General features: G+C 50.0%; 21 protein-coding genes and 2 pseudogenes. 12 read left to right on the forward strand and 11 right to left on the reverse strand.

Annotated elements, in window-relative coordinates:
- Positions 1–158 precede the first annotated feature (158 nt).
- The 4 genes from LMG33818_RS10065 to LMG33818_RS10080 all read left to right on the forward strand — a co-directional run bounded on the left by LMG33818_RS10065 (position 159) and on the right by LMG33818_RS10080 (position 3,344).
- On the forward strand, positions 159–1,010 hold the full coding sequence (locus tag LMG33818_RS10065) for a nucleoside/nucleotide kinase family protein (protein WP_442323253.1): 852 nt from the start codon (positions 159–161) through the stop codon (positions 1,008–1,010).
- A gap of 186 nt (positions 1,011–1,196) precedes the next feature.
- Positions 1,197–1,934, forward strand: a complete 738-nt coding sequence (locus LMG33818_RS10070; RefSeq protein WP_442323254.1) for a nucleoside/nucleotide kinase family protein — start codon at positions 1,197–1,199, stop codon at positions 1,932–1,934.
- Between the two features lie 69 nt (positions 1,935–2,003).
- Positions 2,004–2,756, forward strand: coding sequence for an aspartyl/asparaginyl beta-hydroxylase domain-containing protein (locus tag LMG33818_RS10075; RefSeq protein WP_442323255.1), 753 nt, complete (start codon positions 2,004–2,006; stop codon positions 2,754–2,756).
- Positions 2,757–2,966: 210 nt separating this feature from the next.
- The gene (locus LMG33818_RS10080; protein ID WP_442323256.1) at positions 2,967–3,344 is read left to right on the forward strand and encodes a diacylglycerol kinase; all 378 of its coding nucleotides are present in this window, start codon (positions 2,967–2,969) and stop codon (positions 3,342–3,344) included.
- 185 nt (positions 3,345–3,529) lie between these two features.
- Here LMG33818_RS10080 and LMG33818_RS10085 read toward each other — a convergent pair.
- From LMG33818_RS10085 to LMG33818_RS10095, 3 genes and pseudogenes are all read right to left on the reverse strand, one after another.
- A pseudogene (locus LMG33818_RS10085) lies at positions 3,530–3,700 on the reverse strand (DUF1653 domain-containing protein); the annotation flags it as partial.
- 28 nt (positions 3,701–3,728) lie between these two features.
- A complete protein-coding gene (gene tcdA / locus LMG33818_RS10090) occupies positions 3,729–4,652 on the reverse strand; it encodes a tRNA cyclic N6-threonylcarbamoyladenosine(37) synthase TcdA (protein WP_442323257.1) in 924 nt (307 codons plus the stop codon).
- A 111-nt stretch (positions 4,653–4,763) separates the two neighbouring features.
- Positions 4,764–5,528 (reverse strand): pseudouridine synthase, encoded by a 765-nt coding sequence (locus LMG33818_RS10095; RefSeq protein WP_442323258.1) that lies wholly within the window; start codon positions 5,526–5,528, stop codon positions 4,764–4,766.
- Between the two features lie 314 nt (positions 5,529–5,842).
- Here LMG33818_RS10095 and LMG33818_RS10100 point away from each other — a divergent pair, with 314 nt between their 5' ends.
- Positions 5,843–6,610, forward strand: coding sequence for a tRNA-uridine aminocarboxypropyltransferase (locus LMG33818_RS10100; protein ID WP_442323259.1), 768 nt, complete (start codon positions 5,843–5,845; stop codon positions 6,608–6,610).
- Positions 6,611–6,804: 194 nt separating this feature from the next.
- Positions 6,805–7,092, forward strand: coding sequence for a putative quinol monooxygenase (locus tag LMG33818_RS10105; protein ID WP_442323260.1), 288 nt, complete (start codon positions 6,805–6,807; stop codon positions 7,090–7,092).
- A gap of 86 nt (positions 7,093–7,178) precedes the next feature.
- Here the strand turns inward: LMG33818_RS10105 and LMG33818_RS10110 are convergent, their stop codons facing one another.
- The 7 genes and pseudogenes from LMG33818_RS10110 to pncA all read right to left on the reverse strand — a co-directional run bounded on the left by LMG33818_RS10110 (position 7,179) and on the right by pncA (position 13,725).
- Complete coding sequence (locus LMG33818_RS10110) at positions 7,179–7,436, reverse strand: type B 50S ribosomal protein L31 (RefSeq protein ID WP_442323261.1); 258 nt, start codon at positions 7,434–7,436, stop codon at positions 7,179–7,181.
- A 241-nt stretch (positions 7,437–7,677) separates the two neighbouring features.
- Positions 7,678–9,054, reverse strand: a pseudogene (gene trkA / locus LMG33818_RS10115) (Trk system potassium transporter TrkA); the annotation flags it as partial.
- A 465-nt stretch (positions 9,055–9,519) separates the two neighbouring features.
- Positions 9,520–10,968 (reverse strand): APC family permease, encoded by a 1,449-nt coding sequence (locus tag LMG33818_RS10120; protein WP_442323262.1) that lies wholly within the window; start codon positions 10,966–10,968, stop codon positions 9,520–9,522.
- A gap of 162 nt (positions 10,969–11,130) precedes the next feature.
- Positions 11,131–11,925 carry a carbon-nitrogen hydrolase family protein gene (locus tag LMG33818_RS10125; RefSeq protein ID WP_442323263.1) on the reverse strand — a complete coding sequence of 265 codons (795 nt, stop codon included), beginning with the start codon at positions 11,923–11,925 and terminating at the stop codon, positions 11,131–11,133.
- A 266-nt stretch (positions 11,926–12,191) separates the two neighbouring features.
- Positions 12,192–12,398 (reverse strand): dodecin, encoded by a 207-nt coding sequence (locus LMG33818_RS10130; protein ID WP_442323264.1) that lies wholly within the window; start codon positions 12,396–12,398, stop codon positions 12,192–12,194.
- A gap of 157 nt (positions 12,399–12,555) precedes the next feature.
- The gene (locus tag LMG33818_RS10135; RefSeq protein WP_442323265.1) at positions 12,556–13,041 is read right to left on the reverse strand and encodes an OsmC family protein; all 486 of its coding nucleotides are present in this window, start codon (positions 13,039–13,041) and stop codon (positions 12,556–12,558) included.
- 39 nt (positions 13,042–13,080) lie between these two features.
- Complete coding sequence (gene pncA, locus LMG33818_RS10140; RefSeq protein WP_442323266.1) at positions 13,081–13,725, reverse strand: bifunctional nicotinamidase/pyrazinamidase; 645 nt, start codon at positions 13,723–13,725, stop codon at positions 13,081–13,083.
- A 444-nt stretch (positions 13,726–14,169) separates the two neighbouring features.
- On the opposite strand from pncA, the gene LMG33818_RS10145 reads away from it, so the two are divergent.
- Positions 14,170–14,502 (forward strand): hypothetical protein, encoded by a 333-nt coding sequence (locus tag LMG33818_RS10145; protein ID WP_442323267.1) that lies wholly within the window; start codon positions 14,170–14,172, stop codon positions 14,500–14,502.
- 569 nt (positions 14,503–15,071) lie between these two features.
- Here LMG33818_RS10145 and pncB read toward each other — a convergent pair.
- Entirely contained in the window at positions 15,072–16,241 is a 1,170-nt protein-coding gene (gene pncB, locus LMG33818_RS10150; protein WP_442323268.1) for a nicotinate phosphoribosyltransferase, read from the reverse strand.
- A gap of 514 nt (positions 16,242–16,755) precedes the next feature.
- Here pncB and LMG33818_RS10155 point away from each other — a divergent pair.
- The 5 genes from LMG33818_RS10155 (at position 16,756) to LMG33818_RS10175 (ending at position 21,996) form a co-directional block, all read left to right on the forward strand.
- On the forward strand, positions 16,756–17,988 hold the full coding sequence (locus LMG33818_RS10155; protein WP_442323269.1) for a GNAT family N-acetyltransferase: 1,233 nt from the start codon (positions 16,756–16,758) through the stop codon (positions 17,986–17,988).
- Between the two features lie 121 nt (positions 17,989–18,109).
- The gene (locus LMG33818_RS10160) at positions 18,110–19,252 is read left to right on the forward strand and encodes a metal ABC transporter substrate-binding protein (RefSeq protein ID WP_442323270.1); all 1,143 of its coding nucleotides are present in this window, start codon (positions 18,110–18,112) and stop codon (positions 19,250–19,252) included.
- Positions 19,233–20,222 (forward strand): metal ABC transporter ATP-binding protein, encoded by a 990-nt coding sequence (locus LMG33818_RS10165; RefSeq protein ID WP_442323271.1) that lies wholly within the window; start codon positions 19,233–19,235, stop codon positions 20,220–20,222. Before LMG33818_RS10160 ends, LMG33818_RS10165 begins: the two co-directional genes overlap by 20 nt.
- A complete protein-coding gene (locus LMG33818_RS10170; RefSeq protein WP_442323272.1) occupies positions 20,219–21,094 on the forward strand; it encodes a metal ABC transporter permease in 876 nt (291 codons plus the stop codon). Before LMG33818_RS10165 ends, LMG33818_RS10170 begins: the two co-directional genes overlap by 4 nt.
- Positions 21,094–21,996: a metal ABC transporter permease gene (locus tag LMG33818_RS10175; RefSeq protein WP_442323273.1), complete on the forward strand. Its 903-nt coding sequence runs from the start codon at positions 21,094–21,096 to the stop codon at positions 21,994–21,996. Before LMG33818_RS10170 ends, LMG33818_RS10175 begins: the two co-directional genes overlap by 1 nt.
- The last annotated feature ends 92 nt before the right edge of the window (positions 21,997–22,088 follow it).

Here is a 22,088-nt window from a genome sequence, read left to right on the forward strand (position 1 = left end):
AATGTAATGGTAACATTATAGGGCGTTTTTCGAGCAGGTGAATGCCTTGACCGATGGCTTTTCCTGTTGTGGAGACGCTTTAGATATCCCTGCGTTCTTGATGTCGCGCGGCGTTCTCCTTAAAATGTGTCGATTACGATCTTGATCGAGAACAGCCATTGTCTTCTTTTCTTTCCAACGCCAGTTCCGCCACTCCTGTGCTTGCCAGTCTTGAGCCAAAGGATTCGGATGATGCATCGAGTCTTCAGCCTGCAGATTCATCATGTGCACAACCTTCTCACAAGGCGACGTCTGCACCTGTCAAGTCTACTTCCCATAATTCATCATCCATCAATGTAGTGGCTGTCACCGGATGCGATGGGTCGGGAAAATCGACCCTTGCTCATAGCCTTGTGGATGCGCTTGGGAAGAACCAGCAGGTTGAATTCATGTATCTGGGGCAATCTTCTGGCAAAATTGGTGACTGGATCGGTGAACTTCCGATTATCGGCAAGGCCTTCAAGCGTTTTTTGGTGGGTAAATCGAAAAATGTGCACGACAAGCCTGCTTCCGTGCCAGATGTCGCGACTGCGACAGTGATCTTTTTGCTCTCCTGTTGGCGCGCCTTCAAGTTCTTCAACATGTTGGAGAAAAGCAAAAAAGGGACCTTGATCGTGACCGATCGGTATCCTCAGGATCAGGTGCCCGGTTTCCGTTTCGATGGTGCCCAACTGGCCAAAACGGAAGGGGGTAATGCTTACGTGCGCCAGTTAAGGACATGGGAAAAGGGGATGTACACCCGTATGGCGAACCATTTGCCGTTGCTGGTCATTCGCCTGGATATTGATGTGGAGACGGCCTTTTCCCGCAAGCCGGATCACTCGAAAGAAGCACTGGCACAGAAAATCGCTGTTTATCCACAGTTACACTTCAGTGGCGCCGATATTCTTGATCTCGATGGCAGGGACCCAGCCAGTCAGGTACTGAATGAGTCCCTAAAAGCAATCGAAGCACGTCAAACGGCTCGTTAACTATTTTATCTTGTCACTTTTATCTGGTTTTCATCGTTGTCTGCCCGACGCGTTAATGATGTGATCCGTGGTGGATGGTTGGGTATCCCATAGGATGGATGCCTGACGCCTTGAAAGATGTGTACCGAGCCCTCGTTATAATGCATGGGGCAGCGCAGGCTGCCTCGTTACCAGAATTGATTGTTAATGAACATACCCAACCAAGTTTCTCATCAGACGATTGATAACCTTATCGCTGTCGTGGGATGCGATGGCACAGGCAAATCGACCCTCACTCATGATCTGGTCCGGATATTGGGCAAGGAGCGTCCAACAGAGTGGCGTTATCTCGGGCTTATTTCGGGAGAGTCGGGTGAAAAGATCAGGGAGCTTCCGCTGATCGGCCCCTGGCTTGAGCGTCGTCTTGCCAAAAAAAGTGAAAAAGAGCAGAGCATGCGTAACAAGACACCCGTTGCCTGGGCGTCTGTGATCATGTATGGCTTTTCCCTCTGGCGGAAGTCGAATCTGAAGAAAGTATGCACGCTGGCAAACGGCGGCACCCTGGTGATCAGTGACCGGTATCCGCAGGCGGAAGTTTCCGGCTTTCACTTCGATGGGCCGGGGATTGGTATCGAGCGTGCTCCCAGTGGGCTGATCCATACACTGGCTGAAAAAGAGGTCGCGCTTTATCAGGAGATGGCGCAAACGCTGCCACGCATGATTATTCGTCTTGATATTGATATTGAAACGGCGTATTCACGCAAGCCGGATCATGACTACACTGAACTCAGTGACAAGATCGAAGTCATGCAAAAGTTACATTATAACGGTGCTCATATTGTCGATATTGACGCGCGTGCGCCTTATAATGAGGTATTGGAAAAGGCGTTGGCAGCCATACATCAGTCCTTTTCTGCCCCTGGCGCTACAACTGTTCAAGAATAATGGCGTGTTTGTCCGCAAGGCGACAGGTGGTTTTCATTCAGGGGAACTTTTAATTCAGGGGAACAAGGTATGTCCAGTAGTAACGAGAATCCCTCTTTCTTGCGCCGGATGTTAATCAAGGGCGGCAAGCACTTTCTGCGTTGGAATGGCGAATTTCAGACTCGCCACTCCCTTATTTCAACCGGCCCCAGCATCGATAATTCCGAATTTGAGTGGGTGCCTCGGTTAGAGGAATCCTGGCCGGTAATTCGTGAAGAGCTGGATCACATCCTTGAACATCCAGAGGATATTCCGTCTTTCCACCAGATATCACCTGATCAGAAGCGTATTTCCAAAGGGGATAACTGGAAAACCTTCGGTTTCTATGTGTACGGTAATCGCGTGGATGAAAACTGTGCTGTTTGTCCACGTACAGCCGCCATTCTGGATTCATTGCCGGGGTTGCGTACAGCGATGTTCTCGATCCTTAAGCCCCATTACCACATTGAACCCCACAAAGGGCCTACCCGTGCTGTGGTGCGTGCTCACCTTGGGCTCAAGATTCCTCAGGACTGGGAAAAGGTCTGGATTCGGGTTGATAACGAAATCCTGCACTGGCATGAGGGTAAAGTGATTCTGTTTGATGACTCCTATGAGCACGAAGTCCGTAACGATACTGACGAATTCCGCGCCGTGTTGTTCATGGACTTCGACCGGCCGATGGATAAAGTAGGTACCGTCGTCAATAACCTGTTGATGTCGTTGATCAAGGCGAGCCCCTACGTTAAGCAGCCGCTGAAGAACATGAGCCAGTGGAACAAAGGCCATAAAAAAGAGGATTGACGCTTTCGCTCTCTCCCTGAACAGGTAGTATTCAGGTTTTTGCCCATCAGCGCCCCTGCGGGGGCGTTATTTGTGCCGTGGCAATATTTTTTAGTAGCGATGTTGTTTAGTAGCAATGTTGTTCAGTTTGCTGATAACACGATCTCTTTGAGTAGTCAGAGCATCGTGGAGCAAGATCGATAATCGATATTCCTTGATCAAGTAGAAATAATGACGATGAAACAGACCAACTCAGGCTTCGCCCGTTTACGTTATTCGATCCGTTATTCGTGCTATGGCCTGAAGGCGGGGTGGCTGCATGAGGAATCTTTCCGGCTGGAAGCGATTCTCTGTATTGTGCTGTTTCCGTTTTCTTTCTGGTTGGCAGAGAGCCTAATGCAGTGGCTTGTTCTGATCTTTTGCATGCTGCAATTATTGATCGTTGAGTTATTGAATTCAGCGGTTGAGGCCACGGTTGATCGGATCAGTGAAGAGCACCATCCTCTCTCCGGGCGTGCCAAGGATTTTGGTGCGGCGGCGGTTATGCTTAGTACGATTCTTGCTATTCTGCCCTGGCTGGCCTTTCTTGTACATCGCCTGTTCTGGTAAGCCTGTGAAAATAAATACGCGGCGTTAGTGTCGTCATTCAATCATGGAAACGCTTTCACCAAGCGGAAGCGAGCCACTTCACCTTTTTTGTTGTCACCTTTTCTGTTGTCACCTTTTATATTGCCATCCTGACTACTGTTATCCTGACTATTGCCACCTTCCTTACCGCTATTTTCGTTCGTGATAACGGATTCCATAAACATGTCCAATGGGCGACACCATAAACCGTATTCCCCATAAAGAGCACGGTAAACAACCAGTGGCTCTTCTGTTTCACTATGGCGTGCAACGTCAAGCACTTCATAGTAAGCCCCTTTGTAGTGCTGATAAATACCGCGGACAGGGTGAGTGGTCATGCGTAACCTCCAGTGAATATTGACGTTTTCAGGCGTCTGCAAAGCGGGTCAGTCGCTCGATGGCATGCGCAGCGGCGGCAAATCCAAAACTACCCGTTGTGAAGGTGGCCGCGCCATAGCCCGATGTACAGTCCATTCGTGTGGCTTCACCCCGTGCAGGTTTGTTCAGGGAGACAGTACCATCGGGTGATGGATAACGTCGCGCTTCATCCGAGGTAATGCAGGTCACCTTGAATTTGCGTTTTGGATCACGTGGAAAGCCATGTTCCTGCCGCAGATTACGGCGTAATTTAGCGAGTAGGGCGTCATGGGTCGTATGCGCCAAATCACATCGTTGGATACGGGTAGGATCAATCAGCCCCCCAGCACCGCCAGTCACAGTGATATCGATTCCCATCTTCACGCAGGCGGCAATGAGCGCTGTTTTCGCACTTATCGAGTCAATGGCATCGATAACATGGTCGAATTTGTTTGAGATATGTTGATCCACGTTGTGGGGTGTGACAAACGCGGCAATAGCATTGATTTCGAGACGCGGATTGATGAGATGCATACGCTCAGCCAGCACTTCCACTTTGGGCCTGCCAATTTGCCCATCCAGGGCAGGCAGTTGGCGGTTAATGTTGGTGACGCATACGTCATCAAGGTCGATCAATGTAAGACGGCCAATCCCGCTTCGTGCCAGTGCTTCTACCGCCCAGCTACCAACACCCCCCACACCAATTACGGCAACATGAGACTGCTGCAGGCATTCGAGAGATGAGCGCCCAATCAAACGGGTGATGCCATTGAAGCGATTGGCAGTATCGGGATTCAGTACAGGTTGGGAAGCAGGGGGCTGTACTTGGGGATCAGTGGGATTGATAGCCTGGGCAGCCGAGTGCGTGGGTTGATCGTCAGACACATCCGGATGCGCATTGATGGTTGTATCAGATGGAGAAAAAGGGCTCATGGCTTGTCACATACCGTTGAATTCGAACGACATTGCAGTGCATGTCAGATATACAAACATGTCTATACGGAAAGGTATTGCAATGTGCTTTATAGTGAAATATTTGGAAAATCAGGGGTTAGCATCCAACGTCACGCTGCGTGCCGGTAAATGGTTTTGCCAACCGAAATCGTTCATTAATGCCATGAAGTCATCTTCCGGCGGAGCCGTTGCGGAGACTAACTGACTCGTTATCGGGTGCGTGAAGCGAAGCATGGTGGCCGCCAGTAAAAGCCGGGCACTGCTCGGAAAATCCACAAAATAGTGCTGCTTGAAATAGCGGTTATGCACGCCTTTCCCATGCTTGGCATCTCCAATGATCGGATGCCCGATATGGCTCAAATGTCGCCTGATCTGATGACGACGCCCGGTAAGCGGGCGAGCGGCTACCAATGAATAGCGGCTGGTCGGATAACGATCCACGCAAACAGGCAGTTCGACAGTTTCAAGCCTTCGTAGCATCGTGGTGGCGGCCATGGCTGGATTTTCCGCTTTTGGTCGCAGGCCATCTTCTTCACGCAGTGCGATTTCGACCTGCACTGTTTCAGGCGCATAGCCTCTGACCACGGCTAGATAATGCTTTTCCACCTGATGGTTACGCCACTGCTGGCTGAGCTGGCTGGCGACATCGTTGGATAATGCAAACACCATGATGCCAGAAGTAGGGCGATCCAGCCGATGTACCGGATAAACTCGCTGACCGATTTGATCACGCAGTTCCTGCAATAAAATACGCGGTGCATGCCTGTCCAGTGCACTCCGGTGCACCAGCACCCCAGCCGGTTTGTTGACGAGCACCAGTGCGCTGTCCTGATAAAGTACATCGAGTACTGCCATGTCTTGCTGCCGCGGTTACTTTCTTTTTTCTCATCTATAGGGAGTCATTAATAATGAGTCGTGAGTAGTGAGACGAAAGCAGGGTGTCTGTAACGTAAGGTTAGAGCGCGTATTTTCCTCTCTTTTCGGAGGTTTGTCATCCTCGAACGTGGTCATGTTCACAATAATAACAGTGATACGTTCGTTACGTTGCAAAAGTCCGGAGAATCAGCCGCCAATGTGGCATAATACTGGCCTTTTTCATGTCTCCCCATCGCATCGTGATGATGTGACTTTATCCAGTGACAGCCCAACGAATCTGAGCGGTGTATATCATGAGTGGTTCTTCTTCCAAGGAAAAACCGGCTTATTTAGCCTCTAACGAACATACGACCGAGCCAAAACCCTATCCTCCTCGCCCTTTCAAGGCACGCGGTAGTTTTGTGACCCGTTGTGAAGATTGTCGTTTGCCCGCGCTTAATTGCCTCTGCCCCTACCGCGTTGAAGCGAAATCCACGATTCGCTTTTGGCTTGTTCTACATGATCTCGAATGGAAGAAGCCTACTAATACAGGGCGTCTGATCAAGGATTGCTTGCCGCATACGGAATTGTTCCATTGGTCTCGAACCGAGCCGGACCCACGTTTGTTGGCACATTTGAACGATCCGCGTTTCCAACCCTTCCTTGTTTTTCCGGATGACCAGCCCGATTACATGCATCGCGTTGTCAAAGGGCCGATAAAGGATAATGTGGAAGAAGGGCGTATTCCTGTGTTTATCATCTTGGACGGTACATGGCGGCAGGCCCGGCGCATGTTCAGGCATAGCCCGTATCTGGACAGGCTTCCGATTGTTTCATTACGAACGGAGCGTTTGACGCGTTATCGACTCAGGACGCCAGCCTCTGCGCAGCATCTCTGCACAGCGGAGGTGGCGGCAGAATTATTGAAGCAAGGTGGGGAAACAACTGCCGCTGATATACTGGATGACTATTTTGATGTTTTTAATGAAAGCTATGCGGCCAGCCGCGTGCATCGGGTCATTGATACGCCCACGCCTGCGATGAAAAGACAGCTGATGCGTCAGGATGGCATCGTCGAGTGATCGGCATTTTATGCAGCAAATATATAAAATGGAGATTCTGAGAAGATGGCGTTTGCGATTGGGGCTAACTTTTACCGAATGATACGATAACGACATCGAAGAAAGGGAAAAATAACGTGTGGCTCTCATCTTGATGATATTTTCTATTGAGGAGAGTGAGACACGATCATCACATTTCACAGGAAGGAACGGATATGTCTATCGCCATTGTGGCTCTTTTCAAGGTACGCCCTGAATATGCAGAAGAAACTGAAAAGGCATTACGTAAACTGGTCGAGTTTTCAGTCAATGATGTAGGGAATGAGTTCTACTCTTTGCAGCAGGATCAACATGATGTCACGAAATTTTATATGTTGGAGCGCTGGGCATCGCAGGAAGCACTGGATAAACATGAGCAGCAATCCCACTTTGTCGATTTTATCAACAAGTACAAGGACACGTTCGAGACGCTGGAGATCACCAAGCTGAATACACTGGTCTAGAGCATAAAAAAGAACGGGCTTGCCACATGGATGGACAAGCCCGTTCTTTTTGTATCAGCTTCCCTGAGGAAGTAAACCGCTTGAGCTTACTTGCCGCGAGCGCCGATACCACCGAAACGGCGTTTGAACTGTGCTGCACGACCTTCTGTACCCACATTACGCTGCTTGCCGGTGTAGAAAGGATGCGATGCAGAAGAAACATCGAGTCTGACCAGCGGGTATTCCTGGCCTTCATAATCGATGGTTTCTGTAGTTTCGATAGTAGAACCGATAACGAAATAGGTATCAGCGTTGGTATCGTAAAATACGACTTTGCGATACTCGGGATGGATGCCTTCACGCATGGGAATGTCCTCCAACGTTATAACAGTCAAACCGCAGATAACTGATGAGCCGGATGTCAGACGGTAAACTGACGAAAGAGGGGACAACAGAATCGCGATGATTTAAGGATGCGTAGAATAACAGTAAGTGGCGGGGAATATAACCCCTCCACATCGTAACTGCGCTCTCTATGTTACGCATATGTTACTTTATAACTTCACCGTCTTCAAGATGGGGCTAATCCCCTACCGGGGGCATGTGCTAGTGGATATGTCCCTTGATATGAAGGCTTTTTTCCACTGCTCGCAGGTCCTTTTTGTCGGTGATCAATACCACTAGCCTGTCACCATCTTCCAACCGTAGACTTTTCTTGCCAAAGAGTACTTCATCACCGCGCACAATGGCCCCTATCGCGGCGGTATCGGGCAAGCCCAGCTCACTAATGGTTTTACCTACAACACGCGAGTGATGTGAGTCTTCATGTATGATCAGCTCGATGGCTTCAGCTGCACCACGTCTGAGTGCCTGAACGTTGACAATTTCACCTTGCCGCAAATAGGCCAGTAGACCACTGATGGTGGCCTGCTCGGGTGAAATGGCAATGTCGATCTCACGCCCTTGCACCAAATCGACGTAAGCGGTGTTGTTGATCAGCGCGAGTACTTTACGTGCTCCCATCCGCTTGGCCAGCATGGAGGACATGACGTTGACTTCATCATCATTGGTCAAGGCACAGTAGATGTCACATTCGTCGATATTTTCATCGGAAAGCAAACGTTTGGACGTGACCGACCCGTGCAGAATGACGGTATCATCGAACTTTTCGGCCAGCTCTTCACAACGTCGTAGATCCTGTTCCACCAGCTTGACCCGGTGAGAAGGTTCCAGAGATTGCGCCAGTTTTTCGCCGATACGTCCGCCACCGGCAATCATGACATGCCGAACATTACGATCACCGCGGCGAAGGCGAGTCATGACCGAGCGGATGTCCTTGCGCGCGGCAAAAAAGAGGAGCTCGTCATAAGGCTCGATGACCGTTTTCCCATCTGGAATGATGGTTTTGTTCTTGCGATAGATGGAGCATACCCAGCTGTTGATCTTGTCGGGGTTCTCGTGCAGTGATTTCAGTTCGCACCCGACCAGTGGCCCATCGGGATACACCTTCATGGCCACCATTTGCACCATGCCATCGGCGAAATCCAGTACCTGAAGAGCACCAGGATATTCAATCAGGCGGCGAATCTGCGTCGTAACCACCTGTTCAGGGCTGATCAGAACGTCAATGGGAATTGCACCCGGATTGAAAAGTTCCTTGCGTGCGAGGTATTCACTTGAACGGACGCGTGCGATTTTGGTTGGCGTATTGAAAAGTGAATAAGCGACCTGACACGCCACCATGTTGAGTTCGTCATTGTTGGTGACGGCGACCAACATGTCAGCGCTGTCACAACCTGCCTCTGCCAATGTAGAAGGGTAGGAGGCATGTCCATTCAAAATACTGATTTCCGTGCGGTTATGCAGGTCATGCAGGCGCGCGGAGTCTGTATCAATGACAGTGATGTCGTTATCTTCACTGGCGAGGTGTTGTGCCAGCGTTGCCCCGACCTGGCCGGCCCCAAGGATCAGTATTTTCATGTCAGAGTGTTTCCAGTGTGGCGGACTCGTGAATCACCATCTGCCATGGCGACGAGCGCTGGCGATACGGGTAATCCAGGCACAGTAGGAATGTGATTCAGGCCAGAACGTGCAAATGTTATGGGCTTGTTCGTGCCTATGTCATCTTTTCGGGGGAATGAGTTCATCGGACTCGGGGCTCACGGTCAATTATTAAAGCATTGTCCTGCGACAAACCTTGTGACGCTATCTATTCTTCATGGGCGCCTATTGTAAGGCCATGCCACCCTGCCATTGCAATAGCGGAGGCTCTTCATACAGGTTTCTATTAATGATGATGGATTCTACTACTGACTGTTTTTCATGAATGAATATAGAAGGGAATTGGATGGGACGCGAGCAGTAGTCAGTCGCGTAGTGTACTGAAGAAAGGGCGTTTATCCTGTGTTTTGATGATAAACGCCGTGTATAAATGAATGGATTACCGGCCTATACCGTATGCTTCTGCGGTATAGCTACCGTTGGGCAGGAGGGTTTTCCCCGAAGGGCGCCGATGATGAATGCAATGAAGGGGACGGCTGCCAGGGCGATACTGATCTCTATACTCCCACCCGTGACCATGGTGAACCGATCCAGTACCAACCATAAACAGGTAAGCAACATGATCCCGGCCATGTTGGGGGCAATGCGGGTATGCCACTGTTTTCCTTTTACCAGGGCGGGGTTTTGTTTGAAAAAGCGCAGCACAGCCAGGGTTGTCAGCAACATGAGTAGAACGATGCCAAGTGTCGATATCCCTGCCATATAGCCAAACACCTGCACCAGCGGATTCAGTTTGAAAAGTACACAGGCACACATGATAACGACGGCCGTGATGGTTTGCACCAAAGAGGCAAATGAAGGTGAGTGATGATGGTGGTGAATGTGTGAAAGTTTAACGGGAAGGGAGCCCTGCTTGCTCAGATTCAGTTTGTAACGGGTGAGTACATTGTGAAAGCTGAGTACGCAGGCAAACAGGCTGGTAAGCAGCAATACTTGCATGCTGTCACGTACCACCGATCCCGCGTAGACTTGCGCGGTATCCATGATCAGGTTGGCATTGCCATCCAGCGTCTGCTGCGCCACGCTACCGACCTGATTTACGCCGTTGCCTATTACCAGTGCCCAGGTTGAAAAGGTATAGAAGACGCCAATAATAATGACGGCCAAATAGGTAGCCTTGGGGATGGTGACTTCAGGGTGGCGCGCTTCATCACGGAAGACAGCCGTGGCTTCAAAGCCGATAAACCCTGTCATGGCAAAAAGAATGGCGACACCGAGTCCGCCGTTTAGCAGGGCTTCATGGGGCGTGAAGGAATCTGCATTGATACCGTGCGCGCCGCCATGCCAGAGTACGGCAAGGTCAGTCACCATTACCACAGCGATCTCGAGTACCAATGCAATGCCCAGGAAGCGCGAGCTAAGATCAATATGCCGATAGCCAAGGAAAGCCACAAGGGCAATTGAAGCAAACGTATATACCCACCACGGAATCAGCGGGCCCCCCAATACATGATGGACGAAATCATTGACTGCCCATCCCATGTAACCGTAAATCCCCGCCTGAATAGCGGTGTAAGTGACCAATGCGAGAAAGGCAGTGCCTAAGCCCATGCGCTGCCCCAGTCCTAACGTAACGTAGGAGAAGAAAGCCCCCGCTTCCTTGACGTGTGGGGTCATGGTGACGAAGCCGACGGCAAACATCAGCATGACAATCGAGGCAATCACGAAGCCTACGGGAGCACCTGCACCATTCCCCGAAGCAAAGATGATAGGCGCATTCCCTCCCACTACCGTTAAAGGGGCCGCTGCTGCGATCACCATAAACACAATACTACCAGTGCCAAGACTGCCTTTGAGTCGGGTTTGCGTATGGTTATCTTTTGATAAATCAGCCATGGTGAGCCTCCACGAAATCCATGAGGAGAGCATTGGTAAAGCCAATGCCCTGTTATCCTCTTTGCGAGGTATTTCGTGAAAGATGCAATTTCCTTGCCGAGAAGGAAGAAATGGCTGGATATCGTTCAAATCATCAATGAAAAGCGCAGTTTTGTTTGAGTGCTAACCTGTACGAAACAACGACTGCCTTAGATCTGAAAGGTACGGATTTTGGTCCTGTGCAGCCTGTACTGTATCCGCGTCTATCTCTGCAAAAATAAGGGCTTCTCCTTTCTCGGGTGCCATGGCGGAGACACTGCTACTGGGGGTGGCAACCACACTTTTTCCCACGTATTCAAGCTCACCATCACGCCCTTGTTGGTTGGCATAGGCGATATAGATCTGATTTTCCCATGCGCGAGTGGGGATCAGTAGGGAGTTGACGTGGCTAAAGGGCTGCATCTGTGCGGTAGGTACACAGATCAACTGTGCACCGGCCAATGCCGCTGCACGTACATTTTCGGGAAATTCGACGTCATAACAGATCATCATGGCGATTTTTACGCCTTTATATGCCACGACGGGTGAAAGCGTATCACCCGCAGTGAACATTTCGCGATCCAGCGCACCAAAAAGGTGTGTTTTGTGGTAACGCGCCAGTAGATGACCATTATCGTCAATTAAATGAGCGGCATTAAAACAGTGTGCCGAACCAGTTTTTGGCTCGCACCATTCAGGCCCGCCCACTACCAGCCCGATATGATATTCACGGGCGATGCTACGCGCTTGTTCCAGAGGTGATTGTCTGGCAAGGGATTGGGCTGAGTCGCCGATATTGTATCCCGTGATGAACATCTCCGGCGTAATAAGGAGTTCTGCACCCTGTTCTACAGCCTGCTTTGCAGCCGTGGCCAGGCGTTGGTAATTCTCTTCAACGTTGCAAGGGGTACTCAGGGCTTGCCAAACCGCTATTTTCATACAAAACCGCTCATTTATTGAGTGATACGAATAGATATGTGAGGCTGAGTGTCATCTGCAATGGATTCGTAATGAACCTGTATTTAAGAGACACAGTAAATTTCCCTTCATTCTGTACGAGTGACCCAAAGGGGTGCCCTGACCGACTGCAAATACATGGGAGTGGCAGGTCAGGGTACCCCATCGGTCATTACCAGCTTGTGCTAACGACAATAGGAGTGTAGTAGCCGGGGGCTGGGCCTCGAGCCCCCAATCAGTTGCGGCGATCAGTCCAGTTTCAGGCCTACTTTCAGTGAAACCTGCCAGTGAGCTACCTTACCGTTTTCGATATGGCCTCGTGTACTGGTCACTTCGAACCATTGCAGGCTGTGTAGGCTTTGGCTGGCTTTGCTTATGGCCGTATTGATAGCATCCTCGATACTCACAGTAGAGGAACCTGTCAATTCGATGGATTTGTAGACATTGTCACTCATGGCAAACTCCTTGATAAAACGTAGATATTCATATGTGAATGTTCATACGTGAACGGTGTTGCTGGTGTATAAAAAGGCTGTTGTTCTCTTACGCCTGTACCTGTCTTCCTGAAAAACAGGCGGTTAACCTCTGAAGCCTGACTGTTCAAGCATGCTTTTATTCTTCAAAGCTATATTCAGGCGAACATGCCACAGGAAAATTAACAGACCGAGCAATAAAACATACCTTGTGAATAGCATGGTGAAGCTCGGATGCTTTTTCAATGACTTTACTCATATCGCTATCGCCTTTTCTTATTACAATTTGAGGCTTTAGCTCAGCGTTTATGAATCGACCCGCACCGCCTCTTTCAACTTCACCCTGTGCTTCAGGAGAATCCTGATAAGCGGTAACGACAATACCTGCCTCTGAAGCATAGTGTAAAAACCACAACATATGACATGCCGACAACGCGGATAACAGTAAATCCTCTGGATTCATTTTATGAGGATCGCCACCCAACAGAGGATCGTTGGAGCAATGGATAATGGGCTTCCCCTCAATGGCAATATCCCAATGCCTGTCGTATTCATGATAATGAGTGGTACCTGCACCGCGATTGCCTGTCCAGCGAATGTGTGAAATATAGGCGTGTGATTTCATTTGTTCGATTTTATCCGTTCTTTAACAGTGGGCAGATGGCTAATCTTCAATGATACTCACCCCCAGTTTTTCCAGTGCTTCACGGGTTTTGGTATTTGATTCCGATGTTACCGGGCGCGTATAGGACCACAGGAAGTGAACGTTGAAGCCCGCTGCGACGGCATCTTCTGCACTCCACAAGACGCAGACATCCCGTGCTAACCCGCATAGGTAGAGATCAGTGATGTTCTGCTCTTTCAACCAACCCGCCAGCCCTGTGGTGGGGCGCGTTCCGTTCGGCCCCGGGTTGTGTCTGAAAGCGCTGTAGGAGTCCACTTGGGGATCGCTTCCCTTGCGTACAACAAGATCTACCTCTGCCCAGTCGATATCGGGATGTAACGCAGCTCCGGTCGAATTCTGCAGGCAGTGTGGTGGCCAAAGCACCTGTTTATTCCCATACAAAGGAATGGTATCGAAAGGTTGATGCCCCGGATGTTGGCTCACGAAAGAAACATGATTGCGTGGATGCCAGTCTTGCGTTGCCACCACGTGGCGGAATGCATGGGAAGACAGCAATGTATTGATCAGGGGAACAAGCTCATCACCGTGTTCGCACGCAAGCGAGCCTCCCGGCATGAAGTCGGGCTGAACGTCGATGACAAGAAGGGCACTGTTTTCAATGGACTGTGGAATGATAGAAGCCATGGGTAAACAACTCGCTGACATTAAAGTGGTAAATGGGGTGGCGACGCTACGTTTATATGGGTGGTTTATCCTGGTGTAGTTTGCAGGTTCAGAAGAATTATCGACAAAAGCTGAGAATTCTTTAGCAAAAAAACCGATTTTCACCTAAAAATATAAAAATATTGACAAGAAATTGCATTTTTGCTCTTGGAAAAAGTCTGTATACGTTTTACGCTTGCAATGCATTAAAAGAATTTGCGTTTTTCGGTGTTTACTGGTGCCAATGCACCCTCACAATACCTGATTTGAAGATGGGAAGAGGCCGGCCGGTAGCTTTTGTCTATTTGGCCTTCTCTGCTATGCGAGCAGATCGGGCGGTCATTTGCTATTTATAAATAGAAGCAGCATTGCACACCGCTACTATCTTCACCGCGGACATTAGTACAACTTTTTCCGGTGGCATACATGCGTACACGAAAAGTACCTTATATAAGTGATATTCATTGCCTGTTGGGTTCTACCCTGCGGGATTCAACGAGTCAGCGTACGGGCACTGTTGTTGGTATTAATCAACATTCAGAGCGGGCCTTTATTGAAGTGCGTTGGGATGATGAGCAGCGTATCGAACGTGTTGATGTAACGCTTGAACAGCTTAACCAGCTTATTCAGCATTGCCGTGCACGTGCGGATGAGCTAAAGGCTTCTTCTGCGGATGCTCAGGCGAAAAGCTCGCGTGTCTCTACTCATCAAGAGATGGAGCATCAGCCATCGCTTGAGGAAACACGCCGGCGCGCTTAATAGCGGTGCTGGTTGGGTTACGCTTTATAGTCTTATTGAATTTTCTCTGTACTTGAAAGCACAGGGTATCTCTGTGTCTGGCATATACGAATGCATAATGGTTTGCCTCTCCCGTTGCTTGCGATACGTCTGCCTGCGTTGTTCTATCCCTAGTGATTGATGAATCGATTCTTCATTTTGAGCTTCCCCTCAATTGATGGCCTTCTACATATTCCTGCCTATAATTATTCAGCAAACGCCTTAATAGCCACATCATTGGTAATTTCCTTAATTACTGATACCTCTTCCTGATAATGACAGGAAAGCATTTATGTAGCAGGGGCGATGGATTTTCTGGTGAGGAAGGTTTATTACGCTGCGCTACTTGTTTAATAAAATACGCTATTTGGCTGGATCTCTGTACTGATACCGGAGCAGGAGCGCCTAATCAGCCGGCCATGTATTTTTGTAGCATTGGTCGTATCGTATGCCGCTTGGAAGGGTACGTGTTTCAGCAATGAAGAAGTATAGATGCCGCGGGTGCAGCACGCACCCATGGTGGGGCCATGTACGTGCTGCGACGAAGGGGGTTAGTCAGGTAAATTCAGCACTTGCCTGGCGAGTGCGATCATTTTCGGATCACCCGTATTTTTGGCACGAATATCGGATAACTTCACAACGGGAAGCCAGCGGTCTTCTGTATCGGGTTTGGTCTCCGTCATTTTCATGACGATGTTCATGGGTTTCAAGCCAACGTCATTGGTAAAGTTCGTACCAATCCCAAAAGACATACCGATCCTGCCGCTACAGGCACTGACAATACGGTCCACTTTTTCCGGATCCAACGCATCCGAGAAGACGATAGTCTTGGTTTGCGGAGGAATACCCAAATGTACGTAATGGGCGATCGCCTGTTCCGCAAAGGCGATGGGGTCACCACTGTCATGACGCAGGCCATCAAAGAGCTTGGCAAGCATCTTGTCGAAACTCTGGAAGAATGAATGTGTTGTGAAGGTATCGGTCAGAGCAATCCCCAGATCGCCACGATAAACATCGACCCAGTTATTGAGCGAGACACGATTGGCCACCTTGAAGCCATAGTGAGCAGCATGGAACATGAACCACTCATGGGCATGTGTACCCAGCGGTTTCACACCATGCTTATAAGCGAGATAAACGTTACTGGTACCAACAAACGTGGGCCCTCCATATTGTTTGAGGACTTCAACGATTTTATCGTGCAATTCGAAACTGTAACGGCGACGGGTACCGAATTCTGCGATGCGAATACCCAGCTGGCGGTAGTGTTCGATCTTGTTGCGCGTGTTTTCGAGAACGACTTCATCCTCGTAGCGATTCTCATTGGCCAGTTTGAACCAAATCTCACTAATGAGGGAGAGCAGTGGAACTTCCCAAAGGATATTGCGGTACCACAAGCCATCGACTCTGACTTCCAGTTCATCCCCGTGCTGTTCGATAGAGACCTCGTTTGGATCGAAGCGGAAGCCTCGCAGGAAGTCAATATAAGTGGGGGGAAGATAAGGGCAGGTTCGTTCAAGAAAGGCCTGTTCATCCCTCGAGAGGGAGAGCGTTGCCATCTGGTCCACGGCTTCACGAAGCGCTACACCAAATCCTTCAGGGAAACGATGGTCTCCTCGGTTGATGAAGGCATAACGCGCGCGTGCTTGCGGGAATAGCTTGATAACCGCGTTCTGCATCGTGAATTTGTAGAAGTCGTTATCGAGAATCGACGTAAGCATAAACCGTGAAAAACCTCTTCGAATTCCGTCAATAAAGGCTATTAATGGGGGCAGTATCAATAACGGCCGTTCATGGAGATGATCCACAAGGGCAATATTGACGCAACTGATGAATGGGTGATACCCCAATGATATTGAGTAGGAAATAGTAGCACGCTCTTGCACACTTTATGCGTATCGAAGGGCAAAAAATATCAGTGCCACCCTCGACCTTCGTCTAATTATATCCCGCAAGTGATACAAAGAGCCTGATATGATCAGCCACAGCTGTAGCGCTTTGTTTCATCAGGTCGTAAGGTACTTATAAGCGAGGAGTCGTCAGTATTGTATCGTATCGATTGTTAAAGAAGGCGCGTTGAGGAGCATAGTGGGCAATTTACTTCCCGAACGGAGATAAGTTCGTTTTCCATGATTCATGATGAATGTGTCTATAGGGCCTGTATGGGTTCTATTTTCTGCCTATCCACCCGCATGCTTTGGAGTCTCAAAGTATAAAGACATCAAGGATATCGTGATGATTTCCCCCTCAGTGAGTAAAACTACAGCTTTCAATGTGTCGTCCCTCGATCTGAAAAAGATTGATGCGGCTGAGTGGGATGCCCTATTGCCCGAACACAACCCCTTTGCCTCGCATGCCTTTTTGTTGGCACTGGAAGAGAGTGGTGCCGTGTCAGCCAGGACCGGCTGGTGGCCTGCTCATGCGGGTGTGTGGGAAGGGGAGCAGTTAGTGGCAGCATTGCCTTGTTACGTTAAGAGCCATTCATGGGGAGAATACGTATTCGACTGGCAATGGGCAGATGCCTGGGAGCAGGCGGGTGGTGATTACTACCCGAAAATGGTAAGTGCCATTCCTTTTACCCCTTCCAGTGGACCACGCCTGTTACATGCTGCGGATATCGACATCACCGACGTGGTTGATGTGCTGATTCCCTGGCTTGAAGCGCGTTGTGGCTCCGGTTGGCACCTTCTTTTTCCACAGGCAAACGAGGAACAGGCATGGCTTGATGCTTGGCCACAGCTGCTGCAACGGCGTTCTGTTCAATATCACTGGCATAATCGGGGCTATCGTGATTTTGACGATTTCCTCTCGCATTTCACTTCCAGGCGACGCAAAGAGGTGCGTCGTGAGCGCAGGAAAGTGGCTGAACAGGGGTTTACATTACGGTGCTTGAGTGGGAACGATATCGATATGGCAGCCCTCAGGCATTTCTATCGGTGCTATCAGATTACATATCTTGAGCGAGGGCAAACCGGTTACTTGCCCTTTTCATTTTTTGAACGAGTGTGTGAATGGATGCCTCAGCATATTTCACTGGTACAGGCGCTGCATCCACAAGGCCAACTGCTTGATGGAGAGCGTGGTGCGCTATCGGAAGGTGTCTCTGGTGAGGGGGCCTTGGGGGCAACGCCTGTTGCAGCTGCCTTGTTTTTTCATGATGACCATCAGCTTTATGGCCGCTATTGGGGGAGTGAGGTGGCGGCGGATAGCCTGCACTTTGAGGTGTGCTACTACCAGGGTATCGAACTGGCAATCGAACGTGGGTATCGCCTTTTTGACCCCGGTACTCAAGGGGAGCACAAGATCCCACGCGGGTTCGAGCCGCGATTCACCTATTCGGCGCACTGGATTTCTGCCCCTCAGCTACGAATGGCGATCGATGACTTTCTTCAGGAAGAGCATCGTTATATTGAACGTCGTTTGATGGAAGCAGCGGCCCTCCTGCCTTTCAAACAAGAAGCGTTTTGAATGTAATTTAACCATAACTTAAAATTAACCTTGGTTAACTAATTTTTGTTTCCACCATAATTGAAGTGTGGTTAATTTGTGTTTTCTGTTCCTCACTGTGAGTGATTGACGAGAAACACACATGTTCAAGATAAGTGCTTTTTGCCGTAGTTTTTCCACTTTTATGCTGATGACTTCCCACGTGGGAAGGCGCTGTTTTTCGCCGTTTATGGCGATGACATCAGCCTGTTATAACCGTTATTCCCATGCGGGTTATACTGCCCATCCATCTTCCTCCTCAGTAGCGGGTGATACACAGGGCAAATCATCATGGGCCTACCGTGGACGGTTAAATACGATTTTAGTCATCAGCTGCCTGTCATTGCTATTCACGTCTTCGGTATGGGCCGCGGTTGCAGACGCTCAAGCCGCACAGTCAACAATCGAGCAGCCTCGACGCAAGGTGGTCGCCACCACGTTTACTGTCATTCAGGATATGGCGCGAAATGTAGCCGGTGATTTATGGGAAGTTGTTTCCATTACGCCCCCCAATGCTGAAATACACGAGTATGAGCCTTCCCCGAAAGATATTCTCAAGGCGCGTCAGGCAGATCTTTTGCTGTGGAACGGCCTGGGGCTGGAACGCTGGTTTGAACGTTTCTACACCCACATGGATCACATCCCCGTAGCAGTACTTTCCAAGGGCCTGGCACCGATGCCCCTTGTGAAAGGGCCATATAAAGGTGAACCAAATCCCCATGGCTGGATCTCGCCGGCCAATGCGGCTATCTACATTGACAATATTCAACAGGCGCTGACAGGACAGGACCCGGCTCATGCGGAGGTCTATCGGCGTAATGCCACGGCTTACAAGGCACGCATTGCTCGTTTGAATGCGCCGATTGCTCAGCGACTTTCGAGGATTCCCGCTCAGCAGCGTAAATTGACGACATGCGAAGGCGCATTTTCTTATCTGGCGCGTGATTATGATGTCGGCGAACTCTATTTGTGGGCGGTGAATTCAGAGCAGGAGGGGACGCCTCAGCAGATTCGCAACGTGGTGGATACTGTCCGCAAGGATCATATTCCAGTCGTGTTCTGTGAAAGTACAGTGAGTCCGCGTGCAATGAAGCAGGTTGCCAGGGAAACTCATACGCACTTTGGGGGCGTGCTCTATGTTGATTCGCTCTCATCAAAGGATGGGCCCGTCCCTACCTATGAACGTCTTTTGGCACACAATGCAAAAACCATTCTGGAGGGCTTCGATGTTCATGAAAGCGAGTGATACTGCGGCTACAAAAGCCCATGCCCCCCTTGGTCCGGAAACATCTTCGCCCATGATCGATGTACAGGATCTCAATGTGATCTATCCGGGGGGAAATCACGTTCTGCGTCACGTAGGTTTTAGCCTCGGTGCGGGCAGTATTTGTGCCGTGCTGGGCACGAATGGGTGTGGTAAATCAACACTGTGCAATTCACTCATGGGATTTCAAAATATTACCCAGGGGCGCATCCGGCTGATGGGGCATTCCATTCGGGACGCACAACGTCGCCATCTGGTGGCTTATGTCCCGCAAAGTGAAATGATTGACTGGGATTTCCCCGTTTCTGTCTACGATGTGGTGATGATGGGCAGGCAAGGCCAAATGAATCTTTTGCGTCGCCCCATGATCAGGGATGAGGTGTTGGTGCGCGAAAGCCTGGATCGTGTGGATATGCTGCCTTACCTCAATCGGCAGATCGGTGCGCTCTCGGGTGGGCAGAAAAAACGTGTGTTTCTTGCCCGTGCATTGGCTCAAAAAGCGCGTCTGATGGTATTGGATGAGCCCTTTACAGGTGTAGATGTGACGACTGAAAAAGTCATCCTGAGAATTCTGGATGAAGAACGTCAGCAGGGGGTGGGGAGCCTGGTGGTAACGCATAACCTGACGTTGGTGCCAGAATACACAGACCACGTACTGATGCTCAACCGAAACGTTATCGCATTCGGTAAAACGGAGTATACCTTCACCCCCGATAATCTGATGGCGACCTTCGGTGGCATGATGGCGCCCTTGCTCAATCTGTTCGGTATGACATCCCGGGACGTTACGGCAAGGGAATCTGAAGAACAACCGGATCTGTTTACCGATACTTCGCCTCGGTATACCTCCCATCATGTTGCAAACACTGAATATGTAAAGGCAAAAGGGATAAGCACTGAGAATGCTGCTTTTGTGAATGAGCAACATGCAAAAGGGAGCGACTACGCATGATCTCGCTCATTGAACCATTTGAGTATGCCTTTTTTGTCAGAGCACTTTGGGTGGCTGGTGTGATAGGCATCGTGTGTGGCGTACTCTCTTGTTTTATCACATTGAAAGGGTGGTCACTGCTGGGCGATGCGCTCTCTCATGCGGTGGTTCCGGGGGTTGTCATTGCCAACCTCTTCGCATGGCCATTCGCGCTGGGCGCATTTATTGCCGGTATGTTGGCAGCGTTGGGGATTGGTTTGGTTCGGCGTATCTCTGGTTTACCCGGTGATGCAGTGATTGGGGTTATTCTTACCGGTTTCTTTGCGCTGGGCATGGTGCTGATATCGCTTTTCCCCAGCATGATCTCGTTAACCACGGTTCTGTTTGGCAATCTACTGGGTATCACGGCAGCGGATGCACTCCAAATGCTTATTATCGCCTTGAGTGTTGGGGCAATCGTGTTTCTTTGCTGGAAAGATTTATTGCTCTACACCTTCGATGAGGCACAGGCCCGTATGGTGGGGCTGAACGTGCGTTGGCTCTATAGCCTGATGCTGATGTTGGTGGCTGCCGTAAGCGTAGCGGCGCTGCAGGCTGTGGGAGCGATACTGGTCATGTCACTCATGGTAACCCCGGGGGCAACCGCCTATCTCCTGACCCAACGGTTTGCAGGCATGCTATGGATTGCACCATTGCTTGGCGGTGGTTTGGCCGTCGCGGGTGTGTACATCAGCTATTTCCTCGATGTCTCTGCGGGAGGGTGTATCGTACTGTTACAGGGAGGTGCATTTCTTGTTGCGTTACTACTTGGCGGCCGTCGTGTGCGAGCGTTATCGGCCCTCGATGATGCTGGCATAAAGGCACCGTATAAGCCCACAGGAGGGCAGGCATAATGTCGCTCTTCACGTATTTGCCAGCGTCACGCTTATGGCAGCTCTTCATTGAGCCTTTTTCAATTGATTTCATGTGGCAGGCCCTTTGGCTAGGAAGCTTCACGGCGGTTGTCTGTGCGCTATTGTCGTCCTTTGTTATTCGGCAGGGGTGGTCCCTGCTCGGTGATGCTGTCTCCCATGCCGTATTACCCGGCATCATTCTGGCGCACTGGCTCGCTATCCCTCTGCTGGTAGGTGCCTTGATAAGCGGACTTGGATGCATCATGCTCACAGGCTTTATTGATGCGCGCACCCGTGTGAAGTCGGATGCACTGTTGGGTGTCAGCTATACCACATTTTTGGCGCTTGGCCTTGTTTTGATGAGCCTGTATCCCAGCAGCGTGCATTTCACTCATGTGTTATTGGGTAACCTCCTCGGGATTACGACTGAGGCGCGTCATCAGCTGTTAATGGCGGGGGGGATAGCACTCTTATGCCTGATACTTCGCTTCAGGGATCTCAAACTGTTTTGTTTTGATCCGCGTCATGCACGTGCAATTGGGCTGAATGTAGTTCTTCTGCGCTATCTGTTGCTGGCCTGCCTTGGCCTAACGACGGTTGCAGCATTGCAGGCGGTAGGGCTGGTGCAGGCAATTGCCATGCTGGTGGCGCCGGGATGCATTGCGGCATTGGTTTCCCGCCACTTTACACGCGGTATGCTGCTTTCGGCTGTGATCGCCGTGTTATCTGTGTGGTGGGGGCTGGTGATCGCCTTTGCTGTAGATATCGCCCCGGGCGGCTGTATCGTGCTGGTGCAGGCCCTCTTCTTCCTGTTGATCCTGGGTGGCGTTATGTTCAAGCGTTCATTGAGGAAGGGTATCAGCCAACGTACATTTCATTCAGCGGACGTCACAATGTCATAAGCACTCTCTCACTCTCTATTGTATGTACTTCATTATTGTCGTAATTGTCGTACTTCGTTCCACGTAGTACATCACCCTTATGGTTACCCCAT

The sequence above is a fragment of the Cernens ardua genome (assembly GCF_051251085.1).
Lineage (GTDB): Bacteria > Pseudomonadota > Gammaproteobacteria > Pseudomonadales > Halomonadaceae > Cernens > Cernens ardua.

Coding starts and splice junctions, on each gene's coding strand:
- LMG33818_RS10070 (WP_442323254.1), top strand. CDS start 1,197: ATGAACATACCCAACCAAGTTTCTCATCAGACGATTGATAACCTTATC.
- LMG33818_RS10075 (WP_442323255.1), top strand. CDS start 2,004: ATGTCCAGTAGTAACGAGAATCCCTCTTTCTTGCGCCGGATGTTAATC.
- LMG33818_RS10080 (WP_442323256.1), top strand. CDS start 2,967: ATGACGATGAAACAGACCAACTCAGGCTTCGCCCGTTTACGTTATTCG.
- tcdA (WP_442323257.1), bottom strand. CDS start 4,652: ATGAGCCCTTTTTCTCCATCTGATACAACCATCAATGCGCATCCGGAT.
- LMG33818_RS10095 (WP_442323258.1), bottom strand. CDS start 5,528: ATGGCAGTACTCGATGTACTTTATCAGGACAGCGCACTGGTGCTCGTC.
- LMG33818_RS10100 (WP_442323259.1), top strand. CDS start 5,843: ATGAGTGGTTCTTCTTCCAAGGAAAAACCGGCTTATTTAGCCTCTAAC.
- LMG33818_RS10105 (WP_442323260.1), top strand. CDS start 6,805: ATGTCTATCGCCATTGTGGCTCTTTTCAAGGTACGCCCTGAATATGCA.
- LMG33818_RS10110 (WP_442323261.1), bottom strand. CDS start 7,436: ATGCGTGAAGGCATCCATCCCGAGTATCGCAAAGTCGTATTTTACGAT.
- LMG33818_RS10120 (WP_442323262.1), bottom strand. CDS start 10,968: ATGGCTGATTTATCAAAAGATAACCATACGCAAACCCGACTCAAAGGC.
- LMG33818_RS10125 (WP_442323263.1), bottom strand. CDS start 11,925: ATGAAAATAGCGGTTTGGCAAGCCCTGAGTACCCCTTGCAACGTTGAA.
- LMG33818_RS10130 (WP_442323264.1), bottom strand. CDS start 12,398: ATGAGTGACAATGTCTACAAATCCATCGAATTGACAGGTTCCTCTACT.
- LMG33818_RS10135 (WP_442323265.1), bottom strand. CDS start 13,041: ATGAAATCACACGCCTATATTTCACACATTCGCTGGACAGGCAATCGC.
- pncA (WP_442323266.1), bottom strand. CDS start 13,725: ATGGCTTCTATCATTCCACAGTCCATTGAAAACAGTGCCCTTCTTGTC.
- LMG33818_RS10145 (WP_442323267.1), top strand. CDS start 14,170: ATGCGTACACGAAAAGTACCTTATATAAGTGATATTCATTGCCTGTTG.
- pncB (WP_442323268.1), bottom strand. CDS start 16,241: ATGCTTACGTCGATTCTCGATAACGACTTCTACAAATTCACGATGCAG.
- LMG33818_RS10155 (WP_442323269.1), top strand. CDS start 16,756: ATGATTTCCCCCTCAGTGAGTAAAACTACAGCTTTCAATGTGTCGTCC.
- LMG33818_RS10160 (WP_442323270.1), top strand. CDS start 18,110: ATGTTCAAGATAAGTGCTTTTTGCCGTAGTTTTTCCACTTTTATGCTG.
- LMG33818_RS10165 (WP_442323271.1), top strand. CDS start 19,233: ATGTTCATGAAAGCGAGTGATACTGCGGCTACAAAAGCCCATGCCCCC.
- LMG33818_RS10170 (WP_442323272.1), top strand. CDS start 20,219: ATGATCTCGCTCATTGAACCATTTGAGTATGCCTTTTTTGTCAGAGCA.
- LMG33818_RS10175 (WP_442323273.1), top strand. CDS start 21,094: ATGTCGCTCTTCACGTATTTGCCAGCGTCACGCTTATGGCAGCTCTTC.